Annotated in this window: 10 protein-coding genes; 6 read left to right on the plus strand and 4 right to left on the minus strand. The window is 35.7% G+C overall.

Features of this window, described 5'->3' with window-relative positions:
* The first annotated feature begins 44 nt into the window (after positions 1-44).
* Positions 45-1,790, plus strand: coding sequence for a putative porin (locus ACN0U3_RS09350; RefSeq protein WP_417266004.1), 1,746 nt, complete (start codon positions 45-47; stop codon positions 1,788-1,790).
* On the opposite strand, the gene ACN0U3_RS09355 is transcribed toward ACN0U3_RS09350, so the two are convergent.
* Positions 1,761-4,058 carry an efflux RND transporter permease subunit gene (locus ACN0U3_RS09355; RefSeq protein ID WP_417266005.1) on the minus strand — a complete coding sequence of 766 codons (2,298 nt, stop codon included), beginning with the start codon at positions 4,056-4,058 and terminating at the stop codon, positions 1,761-1,763. The two genes, ACN0U3_RS09350 and ACN0U3_RS09355, sit on opposite strands and share 30 nt — an antisense overlap.
* Before the next feature lie 128 nt (positions 4,059-4,186).
* Here ACN0U3_RS09355 and ACN0U3_RS09360 point away from each other — a divergent pair, with 128 nt between their 5' ends.
* Together ACN0U3_RS09360 and ACN0U3_RS09365 are read left to right on the plus strand one after the other, a co-directional pair.
* Positions 4,187-5,221: a T9SS type A sorting domain-containing protein gene (locus ACN0U3_RS09360; RefSeq protein ID WP_417266006.1), complete on the plus strand. Its 1,035-nt coding sequence runs from the start codon at positions 4,187-4,189 to the stop codon at positions 5,219-5,221.
* Between the two features lie 160 nt (positions 5,222-5,381).
* Positions 5,382-6,407, plus strand: a complete 1,026-nt coding sequence (locus ACN0U3_RS09365) for a T9SS type A sorting domain-containing protein (protein WP_417266007.1) — start codon at positions 5,382-5,384, stop codon at positions 6,405-6,407.
* A gap of 297 nt (positions 6,408-6,704) precedes the next feature.
* On the opposite strand, the gene ACN0U3_RS09370 is transcribed toward ACN0U3_RS09365, so the two are convergent.
* On the minus strand, positions 6,705-9,059 hold the full coding sequence (locus tag ACN0U3_RS09370; protein ID WP_417266008.1) for a TonB-dependent receptor: 2,355 nt from the start codon (positions 9,057-9,059) through the stop codon (positions 6,705-6,707).
* A gap of 111 nt (positions 9,060-9,170) precedes the next feature.
* Positions 9,171-9,938, minus strand: coding sequence for a nucleoside triphosphate pyrophosphohydrolase (gene mazG, locus ACN0U3_RS09375; protein ID WP_299201126.1), 768 nt, complete (start codon positions 9,936-9,938; stop codon positions 9,171-9,173).
* Between the two features lie 116 nt (positions 9,939-10,054).
* Here mazG and ACN0U3_RS09380 point away from each other — a divergent pair, with 116 nt between their 5' ends.
* From ACN0U3_RS09380 to ACN0U3_RS09390, 3 genes are read left to right on the plus strand one after another with little or no spacing between them, the layout of a single operon-like run.
* Positions 10,055-11,140: an acyloxyacyl hydrolase gene (locus ACN0U3_RS09380; protein ID WP_417266009.1), complete on the plus strand. Its 1,086-nt coding sequence runs from the start codon at positions 10,055-10,057 to the stop codon at positions 11,138-11,140.
* The gene (locus ACN0U3_RS09385) at positions 11,140-11,886 is read left to right on the plus strand and encodes a GIN domain-containing protein (protein WP_417266010.1); all 747 of its coding nucleotides are present in this window, start codon (positions 11,140-11,142) and stop codon (positions 11,884-11,886) included. The genes ACN0U3_RS09380 and ACN0U3_RS09385 overlap by 1 nt, the downstream gene beginning before the upstream one ends.
* A 46-nt stretch (positions 11,887-11,932) precedes the next feature.
* On the plus strand, positions 11,933-12,124 hold the full coding sequence (locus ACN0U3_RS09390) for a membrane or secreted protein (RefSeq protein WP_299201135.1): 192 nt from the start codon (positions 11,933-11,935) through the stop codon (positions 12,122-12,124).
* 709 nt (positions 12,125-12,833) lie between these two features.
* Here ACN0U3_RS09390 and ACN0U3_RS09395 read toward each other — a convergent pair.
* Positions 12,834-14,363 (minus strand): thioredoxin-like domain-containing protein, encoded by a 1,530-nt coding sequence (locus ACN0U3_RS09395; RefSeq protein WP_417266011.1) that lies wholly within the window; start codon positions 14,361-14,363, stop codon positions 12,834-12,836.
* Positions 14,364-14,442: the final 79 nt, after the last annotated feature.

Consider the following 14,442-nt stretch of genomic DNA (forward strand, 5'->3'; position numbering starts at 1 on the left):
TTTATCGTTAATTTGAATAATCTCCATTAATTAAATAGAACCAATTGAGGTCACTGTTCGTTATTTTATTGCTAGTTATCTCCTTCACTGCTGTTGGACAGAGGTCGCTGTTTTTTTCCGAAATGGACTCCTTGAAAATAGGCTATCGATCAGGAGGGGCTCAACTAGATTCAATTGATGCCAGTTTTATTGGTAACTACAACCTTCGTCCAGGTGGTGGATACGGAAACCTTCATGAACGCCATCTTGCAGGAAATACTTTTGTGAGTCCGGCTGGTTTTAGTTACTTAACAACTCAACAAAAGGTAACACCAAAATTTACAGGATTGCCTTACCTCGGGTTTAGATATGCCTTTGGATCTTCGATGACTCAAGATTTAGACCTTGAATATCACCAGTTTTTTAGACCTCAAACACACATTCATTTTCGCTATAATAGAAAAACGAGTAACGGTTTTTTAAGAAACAGTGATTATAAACTCAATGATTTAAACCTGAAGTTCTTTCACGCTAAAAATCGATATTCAACTCACTTAGAAGCTTATTATGGAGCCCATGAAATGACGCAAAATGGTGGTATATCCACAGACTCTCTATTGCGTGATTTTGAAATTGAGTTCACCCCAGTGCAAAGAGAAAACGCACGCTCTCGCATAAGAAAACTAGACGTGCAGTGGGACAATTATATGAGATTTATCGGTGATTCTATTATCGGTTCTGGATTTAAAACCAGACATCAATACAGTATTGTTGGACGTGAATATACTGAACAGCTAACGGATTTAACAATAGTTGATACCTTCTTTGTAGATACGAATGGAACGACAAGAGATCAGTATCAAACCGCTCGATTTTCAAATGGTGCAGGAGTTTACTTTAACTCACCCGCTTTTCAAATAGATGCAACATTAAATCACAGTTATTGGAGAAACCAAAACTTGGGAATCAACAGAGATACAAACGAGGTCTTTTTGCATTCTAACCTTTGGACTGCTTTAGGTGAACGATTGGATTTACATAACGAGTTTTATTTTAACTTGCTTGGGGCAACAGGGGAATTGAAAAATTATACCCAGATGAATTTTCAAATGCTGAAAAACTTGTCGGTGAAGGGAAAACTCAATTTTGAAAACCTTTATCCAACACCTTATCAACGCTTCCATACAGCCAATTATTATCAATGGAGTATTGACAACTTGAAAATGCAGCAAAAACTACAAGTTGCGGGGAGTATTCAGCTTGGTGAAACACAGTTTGTAGAGGCAAACGTAGTGTGGACGAGTGTTAACAATGGTCGTTACTTTATAAACAATCAATGGAGACAAGATACTCTAGCTTTGGTTTCCATTGGTGCTTTTCAGTTGAAAGGGGGATTAAAACTTGGTCAATGGTCGTTTTATCCTTCGGCAACGCTACGGTTTAACTCAGCCAACTTCAATTATCAACCTGTTTTCTCTACATTAAATAGAATTGCATTTACGACCAAGTTGTTCAAAGCCCAAAAGTTAGGAGTATCGCTCGGTGTTGATTTAGGATACGAATCGGGGTACCAGTACATGGCTTACAATGGTGTTTTAGACATTCTTCAACCGGTGCAGTCTGTAAATAAAACCACTGATTTGCTTCAGTTAAATGCCTTTTTTGCGGCCTCGATTGAAGAATTTAGGTTTTTCGTTAAAGCTGAAAATTTATCTTCCTTATTTCAAGACCCAACAACAAAAATTGATCCCGACTATCCTATTATGCCCTTCTTAATTCGCCTAGGAATCACTTGGGACTTTTTTAACTAGAGCTTTGTTTTTATTCGGATCGGGGAAAAAGTAAAGTAAAAGTAAGGGAAGAATAAATAAGTCAGAAAGCACAGCAACCACCAAGGTGATACAAATCATTAGTCCCATGTAATAGGTTCCCATAAAACTTGATATCAATAACATTCCAAATCCACCGATCAGGATAACAGAGGTCAATACAATTGCTTTACCTGTGCTTAAGTAAGTGCTTTTTAGTGCGTAAAGTTTTGATTTTCCACGTTTCAGTTCAAGTTTAAAATTACTTAAGAAATGTATGGTGTCGTCAATTGCAATTCCAAAAGAAATGGTAAATACAATGGCTGTTGTGATTTTTAAATTGATACCAGAAAAGCCCATTACCCCAGCAATGATAATCAAGGGAATGATGTTCGGAATGATGGAGATAATGAGCATTCTAAAAGAACGGTAGAGAAGGGCCATTAGGATGGAAACAACCAGGATTGCAAAAGATAAACCTTCCACTAAGCTAGAAGACATATAGCGCATATTTCTATCTAAAAGCTGAGCTGTACCCGTTACATTAATGTTGAAATACTGGTCTAAATTATTTTCTGAAATAAATTGATATAACTTTTTATTTTCTTCACTGGCTTTGATGTTTCCCCAATCTGGAACTCCACCATTGATTCGGGTTGTTTGCTCTGTAGAATCCAAAACCGTAGCGATAAATCTTCCTTGGTCTGCAACTTTGAGCATTCTTTTGAATTGTCGAATGTCTTTTTTTGAGGTTGGGACACTAAAATAAGCTGTGTTTCCAGCATGTGAAGCCCTGTTGAGAATTTTCAGATACTGAACCAATGACATGTTAACATTGACCCCGTATTCATTCTGAAGGTATGCATCAATTGTTTCCAGATCCTCCAGTCTTTCGGGATGCCAAATATTATCTGTTGAGTCTTTTAAACTAATCGCAAGTTCGAATGGGCGAACACCACCAAAAGTTGCATCAAAATATTCAAAGTCTTTCTTGACACTACTGTTTGGACTAACATCATCCATGATGTAATTATTGGTCACAATTAAAGTGGCGCCATACGCAAAAATAGCTACGACGATTATTCCTATAAGTGGAATTACCCTTCTATTTCTAATGGTCATCAAGAACACTTTCCTCATGATGGGTTTCCAAAAATTACGGTCTGTTCTTTTTCCTATTGCTGGAACTTTAGTCAAGTAAAATAAAAAAGGCAATGATGAATAGGTAATGATAAAGGCCATGAGCACTCCAATTCCTGTGTATAAACCAAAATCTTGTATGGGAATAATGTTTACAAAAAGTAAAGAAAAGAAACCGATGGAGGTGGTGAGAGAAGTTAAAAAAGTAGCCATTCCAATTTCCTTAAACGCAATTTTTATCGCCTCAAGTTTGGTTTTTTTCTCCCTCAGTAGTTCGAGGTATTTAGAAATAAGGTGAATGACATCGGACATGGATACCACAAACATAATTGCTGGAAGGACAATTAATAAAATATTAATCGGTTTGTCTATCCAGGCCATAAACCCAGCGATCCAAATCATTGAACCCAGTATAACAATCTGCGGAACCAGAAGTCCCCACAATGATTTGAAGCTAATCAATAAGAAAATAACAACAAGAAGTATACTAATGAGGAGGTAGGAGGTCATTTCGTTGAGCATCATTTCGATGTAGTAAATTTGTCCAACAGTTCTCCCTGCCATACGAACATTTTCAAAATCAAATTGGTGGGTAACTGCTTTTACATCCTTGACCAATTGTTCGCTTTTCTTTTTACTTAAATAATCTTTATGTCGAAGGAAAATAGCGATGGCATTACCTTTGGCATTGACCAAAGTGTTGATGAGTTCTTTGTTTTTGTAAATGTTTATAGAATCTTGTTGAAAATTTGTGCTGTCTAAATGAATGTAAGGACGTTCTCCGGTCATTCCTCCGGTGTAAATGAAAGTCTCTTTTTCTCGGGTGATGTCACGGGTGAACAATACATTATCAACAGTGTCTAAAGCTTTTGCATAGGCATTAACTTTTTGTAAGAAGGGTTGATTAAATATTCCGTCCTTTCTTTCTACAGCGATCAATAAAAAATCATTGTCCGATTCAAACAAGGCACGGTGTTGATAAAAAAAGCTTGTTTCTTCATCTTCGGAAGGAAAAAATTCTTCAAAATTATAATTGAGCTTCGTATTGGGGAGTTGAAGAGCGAAAAAAGTAGTGATCAATAAGACTACAGCAATCGCTAAGTATGCATACCTTTTTAACTTTTTTTCCAACGCTTATGGTTTAATTTCCGTTTTATATGTCAAAGCTAAGGAATATCTGAAAGGAAAGACTTGGACTTTTAATTTTTTATTATTGTTCGATTTAATTCGTTATTTTTGTTACAAATAAAACTATTATTATGAAAAGAAATTTACTATTAGTTGCTTCTGTACTTTTTGGAGGAAGTGCTTTTGCACAATTCGTAGAGTCTAATGCTCCAGCTGTAGGTGACGCTGCTACCTTATACATCGTAGACAGTTTAGCACCAAATTATGCTGCTGAAACAGGTGCGTCAGCCACTTGGGATTATAGTGCAACATTGGGGTATCAAAATGAAACAAGAGATATCCAGATTTTAGATCCTACATCTACTGGGAATGCTACAAGTTACCCCTTCTCTACAAAAGCCCAAGATATTGCTAACTTCTTATTGAATTATTCCACAGATGATGCTACAGGACGAGTAAGTCAAGGGTTTGTTTTTACAGAAGCAAGCCTTGGTGAAGTTGTCGCTCGTTTTGAAACGGATCAAGCTCAGTTGTACACTTACCCAATGGACTTTGGAACGGCTGCTATTGTTGATGATTATGTTGGAGAAGTAGACTATACATTTGGAGTGCCACAAACAGCGCCTATGACTGGAAATTTAGTTGCTGAAGTTGATGGGAAAGGTACTTTAAAACTATGGGGAAACGATTATACAGATGTATTGAGGTATAAAATTATGGATACGATGCATGTAACTATTACTGGTTTTGGTGCTATGACAATGGCACGTGAGCAGTATGAATACTATGATCATTCAATTAGTAATCTACCTATTTTTGTTCATACGAGAGTTCAGTTTGGTCAAGCTGGTGGTACGCCAATGTCTGATATTTCGTTTGTATTAAGTAAGGACGCACCAACAGAGTTTGTATCTGTAACCAAGAATGAGTTAGAGAAAACCGCTGTTTATCCTAATCCAGCAACTGAAAACCTGAACATTCAATTGCCGTCTTCAATCGAAAGTGCTAATGTTGAGATTTCTGATGCTTTAGGACGTATCGTTTATTCAGCAGCTGTAGATGCTTCTGTAAAAACAGTTGATGTTTCTAACATGAATAAAGGAATCTACATTGTTAAAATTTCAAATGGTATTCATTCAACGACGAAAAACGTTGTGATTAAATAAATCAAGAATTAAAACAGATTGAAAAGCCTGATTTCAAGCAATTGAGGTCAGGCTTTTTACTTATGAATAAGATAAGCTTATAAAGTTATTTTGCCTAGTATTTTTAAATTTCATTTAATTGACTAAATTTGAAATAATTAACTAATACAAACTTAACACTATGAGAAATAAAATTTTACTGATTGCTACTCTAATAACAGGTTCTTTATCAGCTCAGTTTGATGCAAGTAACGCTCCAGCGTTAGGAGATAGTATCCGACTTTACATTGTTGATAGTACAGCTACAGATTACGCAAACATTACTGGAGATGGTGTAACTTGGGATTACTCAAATTTAATTGACTATAATGGTGAGAGTCGATTGGTAGATGTTAAAAGTCCTCAACAAACCGCACATAATGTAACTTTTGTTAATTCTGATTTGGCGATAGAAACCGAAGGAGAAATCATTACCTTTATTACAGATGATGCCAATGAAAGAGTCAGTCAAGGACTGGTCTTTAATGACGCTGATAATGGTGATTTAATATTGACCTTAGAGGTTAATGAAGGTTTGTATTATACTTATCCATTTGACTTCGGAGATGAAATTACAGACAGCATCAAAGGTACGGCAACTTTTACCTTTATGAACCAATTGATGAATGCGCCTGCTCGTGGAAAAGTAAGAACTAAAGTTGATGGTAGAGGAACATTGAATATGGGGTTGACTGGCGTCTATACCAATGTGTTGCGATATAACATTACAGATACTATGGTGATCACAACTCCAGTAGCAGATTTTACAGTAATCCACAATCAATATGAATATTATGATCATACGGTGAGTAGCCTACCCATATTTACACATACCTCAATGTGGTTTGGTCAAATTGGAGGAACAGTGCTTAGGGACTTCAATTTTGTACTCAGTAAAGATATTATAACAACATCGCTTTCACAAGAAGTATTAGCAGAAACGAAACTGTATCCCAATCCAACAAGTCAGTTATTAAATATTGAATTGCCTAATGGTATAAATAAGGCAAGTATTTCAATTGTTGATGCTGTTGGAAGAATTGTTATGGATGTTAATATTGAAGATACTTTTGCAAACCTGAATGTTTCTCATTTAAAAGAGGGAGCGTACTTTGTGAAAATTGCATCAGATAACACAGTTGTTACAAAAACATTGATTTTAAAATAGTCATTTTATATTGAAATTAAGCCCTGGCAAGCTTGTCAGGGCTTTTTGTTTTACAAAGAAATAAAATGGAGATGTGGAATTAAGGGATCAATCCTTAATTTAATACTTTTATTGCTCGCTGTTTAGACGGCTTATTCATCTATCTAAATAGGGGAGCCGATAGGGCTTATCCTAGGAAATTGCTTGAAACTATTTTCAGAATTTTCAATCCAGTTCCTTCTTATTTACCAATAAAAAAAGCAGCCTTAAAAAGACTGCTTTTCACCAACCATAGGTTGATCGATATTATATCATTGCTTAAAAGTTAAAACTCAATCCTAAACTTGGAAGGAAAGGCAATTGGTAAATCTTTTCGTTTGAAACTCTGTTGACATAGAAAATGTTGTCTCTATTGTACATGTTGGTTACTCCACCTTTAACTTCTAATTTATTTCCATTTTTAAACTTGAAGTGCTTTTTTATGGTAATATCAAAACGATGGTAGGTCGGTAAACGTTTTGTATTTAGTCCACCTAATAGAATGCTCAAATCATCAGGGTTTGTTGTTGTATAGTCTGTAGTAATACCGTCATCAAAGTTTTCACCTTGATAATATCCTGCTGTTGGAGTAAAAGGCAAACCAGACCCAAAGTTCCAACGTGCACTTACCTCTAAACTCTTATCTTTTAAGAAAGTGTAAGTAGCCACTAAATTGATGTTGTGTCTACGGTCAAATACTGGTGGGTAGTTTGAGAAACCATCCCAACGATCAGATTTACCTAAAGAGTAAACAGCCCATAAGAACAGTCTGTTTTTTTGGTATTCTAACAATACATCAACTCCGTAAGAAACTCCAGATTCGATTAAGAAATCCTTTTTGTAAATGTCAGGTACGTCGCTGAATTCTTTAGTGTCATCATAAAGTTTGTTGACGTTGATGTTTGAAAGCTTAGGGAAGTACTTGTAGTATCCTTCCACATTCACAGAGAAGGAACGTGTGAAATCGTATTCTACACCAAAGATACCATGCCATGAAGTTTGGATTCCGTTTTTAGGTTCTGTTTCAGCTCCATTCGGTTTTGTAAATGAAGATTGCACGTTTGTGGGGGCTGCTAAGAATCCGTAAAATAAAGTAACAATGTCTTTATCTGAAGAAGAAGAAGTGAAGTTTTGCGAATAATAACCTCCAGACATTTTAAAGCGTAAGTTTTCAGTTGCGTTTAATTTCACACCTAAACGTGGCTCTGGAATAACTGTTGATGCTGAAGGATAAGCTTGAACACGTACTCCTGGATTAACCACCCATAACCCTTTCACCAAACGGTAATTTAAGTAACCGCTTAACTCGGTATTGTAATTTTCAACTTTAATTTCTCTACCCACTTCGTTAAATGTTTTAAACGAAGTAGAGAATCCTCCAATATTAAATCCGTAGGTGATTTGAGATTGATTTTTCAAGAAGTAAGTAAAATCAAATCCAAGATCGAATCCACCAATTTGACTGGTTCTTGGAGCTTGTCCGTTTTCTTCTTGAAAGAAGATTTCGTAATTCGAAGCATTCAAGTGTCCTTTGATGATTACAGGGTTCGAAGTTGGAACAAGCATGAAGTTTATTCCTCCACCGTATGACTTCCAATTTAAATCTGCAATGTTGGTATAGTTTACAGCATCATTGTTACTGAATCCGAAGGCTGAGAATTTACTTCCCTCTGGACTTTTTATGGTAAACTTTCCGTAGATATCTGTAAAAGTAAAAGGAAGCCCCTGACCGTCATTTGCATGTGGATATAAGCCTGATGAAGTGTAGTCTAATAAAGAATGTTTTGCAGAGATAATATACGAACCTCCGCTTCCTGCAGCATTTTTGTTTTTAAATACTGGTCCTTCTAATACTGCTTTTCCCATAAACGGAGAAACAGATACCAATCCACCATGCTTTTTTAGATCACCATCTCGGTAGGTGATGTCCATAATTGAAGAAATTCGTCCTCCAAATTCTGAAGAATATCCTCCAGTATAGATATCTGCGCTTTTGATTAATTCTGTTTCAAAAACAGAAAAGAATCCTATTGAGTGGAATGGATTGTAAATGGTCATTCCGTCCAATAAAATTTTATTTTGAATTGGTGTTCCTCCACGTACATACAATTGTCCACCTTGATCTCCCGTGCTAACAACTCCAGGGGTTACAGAGAAAGCCGCAAGAATATCGTTTTCTGCACCAAAACTTGGAAGTCTTTCTAGACCTTCTTGATCCAGTTTGTTCACAGACATATCTATGTTTGTTCTTTTGGATTGGTCTTGACCGACAATTGACACTTCTTCAATTTCTTTTACAGCCTCACTTTTTTGAAGTTCATAGCGTAAAGTGGTAATTTCTTTATCACCTATCTTTAATGTATCGATAATGTCTTCGTGTTCAAGGCTTCTGATTTCAAGAACGTAATCACCGGCAGGCATAGAGTTGAATTGAAAAAATCCATCTAAATCTGTTAGGGCACCGTTGATTTCACTACTTTGATTAATGACAATAGGTTTTAAAAGAACCTTTACATAGCTCTCAGCCTCACCGTTGTCGCTGTTGTATACAAAACCACGAATGGTGTAATTTTTTTGAGCAAGTAGTGCGCCCGATGAAAGAACAAAGAGGAGTAAAAAAAGTAACTTCTTCAAAATGTTTAGTTTTATTGAGTAATTATCACGCATAGATAATGTTTTTTTACGTTTTATAGCCTGTGAAATCTTTAAAAAGTAGTTTTTGTTTATTGAGGAGTGTTTTAGGCTCTAACCTACGATGGATTTTGCCTTGTCCCAATAAACGTCCATTTGTTCCAAATTCATGTCGTCGAAGGACTTGTCTTCCGCATTAAGCATTACTTCCATCTGTTGAAAACGTTGGATGAACTTTTTATTGGTTCTTTCAAGGGCAGTTTCTGGATTTACTCCAATAAATCGGGCATAATTAATCATGGAAAACAATACATCACCGAATTCTTCCTCAACGCGGTCTGTTTTATTTTCGACTTCTTCTTTTAGTTCTCCTAATTCTTCATGAACCTTGGCTAAAACCTGTTCTGAATCGTCCCAATCAAATCCAATTCCTTTTACTTTTTCCTGAATTCTTGCTGCTTTAACAAGAGAGGGAAGAGATCTAGGAACACCAGATAAAACAGATTTTTTTCCTTCCTTAAGCTTGAGTTTTTCCCAATTGGCTTTTACAGTAGCTTCATCTTCAGCTACCACATCTCCATATATATGCGGGTGGCGGTGAACCAGTTTGTCGCAAATTGCATTCAGTACATCGGTAATGTCAAAGGCATTTTTCTCACTCGCAATCTTACTGTAAAACACCATGTGTAACATGATGTCCCCAATTTCACCTTTCAACTCTTCAAGATCATTGTCTAAAATAGCATCTGCTAATTCATAAGTTTCTTCTATGGTCAAATGACGTAATGATTCTAAAGTTTGTTTTTTATCCCAAGGACATTTCTCTCGTAAATCGTCCATAATATCTAGTAGGCGCTCAAAGGCCTTTAATCGCTCGTCCATTTTCGTTTTTTTTCAAAAATAATAGCATTTATTGGTCTTTCAAATAAATTTATGAAAGCCATTCAAAAATAAAATTCGATATTTGCAAGAGAATCAAATCAATACTATTTTATTACGTGAAATTTAAAACAAGTTTAATTCTTCTTTTGTGTTTTTTTACTGTTTTGACGACGAGTTCATTATGGTCGCAACAGTATAACTTCGGAATAGGTGCCGAACCTAAAATTGGATACTTGATGCCTCATCGTTCTACAATGGCGCATTTGGTTGAGCAACATTCGTATGCAGTCGAGTTAAGTGGAGTTTTACAAACTGATGGAACAAAACAGTGGCATCATGATTTTAATTTTCCAAAAATCAGTGTCAATTTGTTTTATTCAGACCTGGGCAACCCAAATGTGCTTGGTGAAGCTTATGCCTTTTCAGGAGGGATTTACTTGCCTTTTGTTAAACAAAATGGCTGGAGTTTAGGATCGGAATTACAAGCAGGAATTGGTTATGTTACCAAGCATTATGATGTTGATCTTAACCCTAAAAACAATGCCATTGGATCGCATGTGAATTGTTTGGTCAGTTTTGGACTGCGCTTTGAAAAACAGATTTTACAGCATGTCCTGGGAATGAAAGTGAGTATGACGCATTTTTCAAATGGGGCTTATAAATTACCCAATTTAGGATTGAACCTTCCTTTCTTGGGATTGAATTACACTTATTTCATGCAACCGATAAACAGAAAAGACAGCGCATCTTTTGAAAGGGAAGGAACTGAATTAAAATCGTGGAATTTCTCTACCCAATTGATTGGTTCTGTAAAACAAATATACCCAACAGGTGGAAATAGTTATGGTGTGATTGCCTTGACCAATTATGCACAATTTAAAGCAACGCATAAATGTATGATTGAAGGTGGTTTAGATCTGATTTATAATGGTTCAACGGTAGCTTATAATGGTGGAGGTTACAGTAGGGATAAGAATTTCCAAGTGGGGGTGTATGGAGCATATGTCTTACCCATTCATAAGTTTCATATGTTTGTAGCGATGGGAAGATATCTTTATAAACCATTATACCCAGCAGGAATGTGGTACCATAAGTTTGGGGGAAGATTTCAAATCATTGATAAACTTTGGGCAAACATTTCCATTAAATCACATTGGGCAAAAGCAGATTATTTTGAATACGGACTAAGTTATAGATGGTAATGAAAAATATATTCACATTGTTGGTTTTAATGATCGCGCTTTCTTCTTGTAAAAAAGCCAGTGAAAGATCGTGTTTTAAATCGAAAGGAGAGGATGGAACTTTAGAATTGCTGGTGGATCAAAAGATTGATAGTCTAAAACTCTATGATGATTTGTATTATACGCTTGTTCAAAGTGCTGAATCAAAGGTAGTATTGTCAGGAGGGGAGAATTTGCTTCCTCATGTTGAAATTGTCGCGGATAACGGAAATCTTTTTATTCGCAACAAAAATAAGTGCAATTTTTTACGGTCCTTCAAAAATAAAATCCACGCTTTTGTCTACGTGGATACAATTCGTGCTATACATTACGAAGGATCAAGTGAATTAAAGAGTCAGGATACTTTGCGTTCAGATGAATTGCGCTTGACCATCACTGATGGGGCGGGGGATGTCGATTTGACTTTAAAGAACAGTTATACAAGCGCAGTGGTTACACATGGATTTGGGAATTTTACCTTAAGAGGAAAAACGTATTCAACCTTTTTGAATTGTAACACCAATAGCTACTGTGATACAAGGGAGCTGGTTTCGGCCAATTGGCTCATTGTTAATTCGAATACAGTATCTAACATGTTGATTAATGCAAATACAAATAATCTGCAAGCAATAATCAGACAAAAGGGTGACATCAAATACGTTGGAATTCCGGGGACAAAAACATTAGAGCGAACAGGAAAAGGAGAACTCATAGATTTGAATAATTAAGTTAATTCCCTTAACTTTGCAGTATAAATTATAGAAATAAAACGTAATGGACTTAGTATTAATAGCAATCCTTTTATTGGCCTTAGCATTTGGTGGAATAGCAATCAAAATCTGGGCAAAGAAGGACGGAGAATTCGCTGGAACATGTGCAAGTAATAATCCTGTTTTACAAGAAGAAGGAGCAGCTTGCGGAATGTGTGGTGCTCAACCAGACGAGCAATGTAAAAGCGATAAGTAAAAGTAAATATTAAAATCACAAATAGGGATGCATTTTATGTATCCCTATTTTTTCACCAACTAGATCCTATAAATTTGTCATTTCGATCATTTCTAAGGTCGAAGAATTTAGAAATGGAGAAATCTAATATTATACTTCTGGAATTATAGTTTGGAATCAAAATCTCATTTCCCGTATTCATAAAAGTTTAACGTAGCATTTGCAATTAATAGGTGTCATAGCAGCTAAACAAAAAAGTGCCGAAGGTACGGCATGTTTTTAGCCAAGGACGTGAGTCCTTGGTTAAAAATTGAATGAAAATCAAATCCAAAATATATGGCGAAATAGCACGCTATTTCGCCATATATTTTGGATTTGAGAAATCACAGTCTAATTATCATAGGTAGACTGAAGTCCATCCCCAATAGTATGACGTGCTTCCAGAATTTTCTAACCCCAATTGTTTTCATTATGCATTATTGATTTAATTCTTATTGAATAGATCGAGATTTCTCGTCATCCCATTCCGAGTTATAGAAATGGATAAATCTAATATAATACCTCTGGAATTATAGTTTCGTTTCCTACACTCCAAAGGTTTAGTGTGTCAATTGCAAATATTCAATTTGCTTGGTGTTAAGGAATAAATTAAAAAACAAATTCATATAGAACCAAAAAAAAGGACGCACTCAAAGTGCGTCCCCCTGTAATTTAAAAACTTAATATAAGCTTAGTGCTTCATCTCTTCTGGATTTTCTTCCAATTCAAATAGCTTTTCGGCATCTTTGAACCCTTGCAATTCATCCAGCATTGTTTCGATTTGAGCCACACTAAGAGATTTGGCAATAATTTCCTTGTCTTTATTCAAAATCCAAACACGTGGAGTAGAATAAATATCATAAGTATCTTGATAATTAATGGACTCCAAGGTTGTTTTTGAAGGAATAAGTGAATGTGGATTAGCTGAGGCTTGCTCGTAAATATCACGTGTCACACCCACATTAATGTATGATAATTTATTTTTCTTAATGAACTCTTTCCAATCTTCATAGTCGTCACCAGTAGCTTTTCCAACTGAGAAAATCTCAACATTTCTAGCTTTCAGTTTTTGTGAATAAAGCGTTTCTAACTTAGGTGTTACCTTTTTACAGTGACCACACCCTGGATCCCAGAAATAAAGAATGATGTAATCCGCCTCTATTTCGTGTAAATTATACCATTTTTTACTTGTTGTATCAGGTAAAATGATGTTTGGTGGTACCTCTCCTTGAACTAAACGCAATCTCTTTTTCGTGTCTTTACACAATTCATCTAGTTTTTCAGCGTCCATCCAGTGACCTTTTGGATTTCCGTTTTTATCAGGTGCACAATAGTATCTGTTGATCATGTAGTTAGTTACTTTGTCCATTCCCATAATCTTAGACCTTTCAAAATGAGATGTAATATTGGTCACAAAGAAACGGTACATCATTGAACTTGGGTCGAGTTGGTCAACAACTGGGTGAATGTATTTGATGATCGAATCTGGATGTTGAATCAACATGTTTTTAGAATAGAAATACTCAACCTTGTTTTGTAAAACTGGAGTATTCACCAATCTGTCGTCTGTTAAGTCAATGTTGTCAAAAAAGTGATCTCTAAAATATTCGTAAGCGAAATTTTTATTAATGGGCTCACCTTCCTCATTTTTTGGCGCCTCTGGAATTTGAACATCCGATGACATTTTAATGATTTTAGCAACTAATTTCTTCGGATTGTCCTTAACAACTTTATTTTGATACGCTAAAACGTCTTTACCAATCTTGTTGATTTTAGCAGAAATAGCTTCTTTTTCAGCTGTTTGTGATTCATTCAATCCTTGCATTTCTTGTTGCAAAGCATTGGCATTCTCACGTCTTGTTTTCATGAATCGAATGTAGTCTAAGAAAATTTTGTTTTCATCAGAGGATTTTACTACCATGTGTTTTACATAGTTTGGTGACTTTGTTTCTATGTGTACTTTTTCATTGTTGTGAATGAACTGGAAGTAATTCTGTCCAGGCATAAGCACCGCCATGATTCCAGGTTCTTGTTTGCTACCGTCGAATGTAACAACACTGTTGACCAACTGGGCAGTGTCGGCATAATAAAGTTTACTACCCACATATTTCACCAGATGAACTGTAGTGTCTTTTATTCCTGTTACTTTAAATGTTAAGTCTTGTGCAAATCCACTGATTCCGATGATTGCAGTGAATATTAGTGTGTTTATTAACTTCATATTGATTGTTCAGTTTATGCTAATATAATTGGTATTTATGAACATAGACGTTCGAAATTGATAATGGTCTTCTCTTTTA

The organism is Brumimicrobium sp. (assembly GCF_048268645.1).
GTDB classification, from domain to species: Bacteria; Bacteroidota; Bacteroidia; order Flavobacteriales_D; family Crocinitomicaceae; genus Brumimicrobium; species Brumimicrobium ulvae.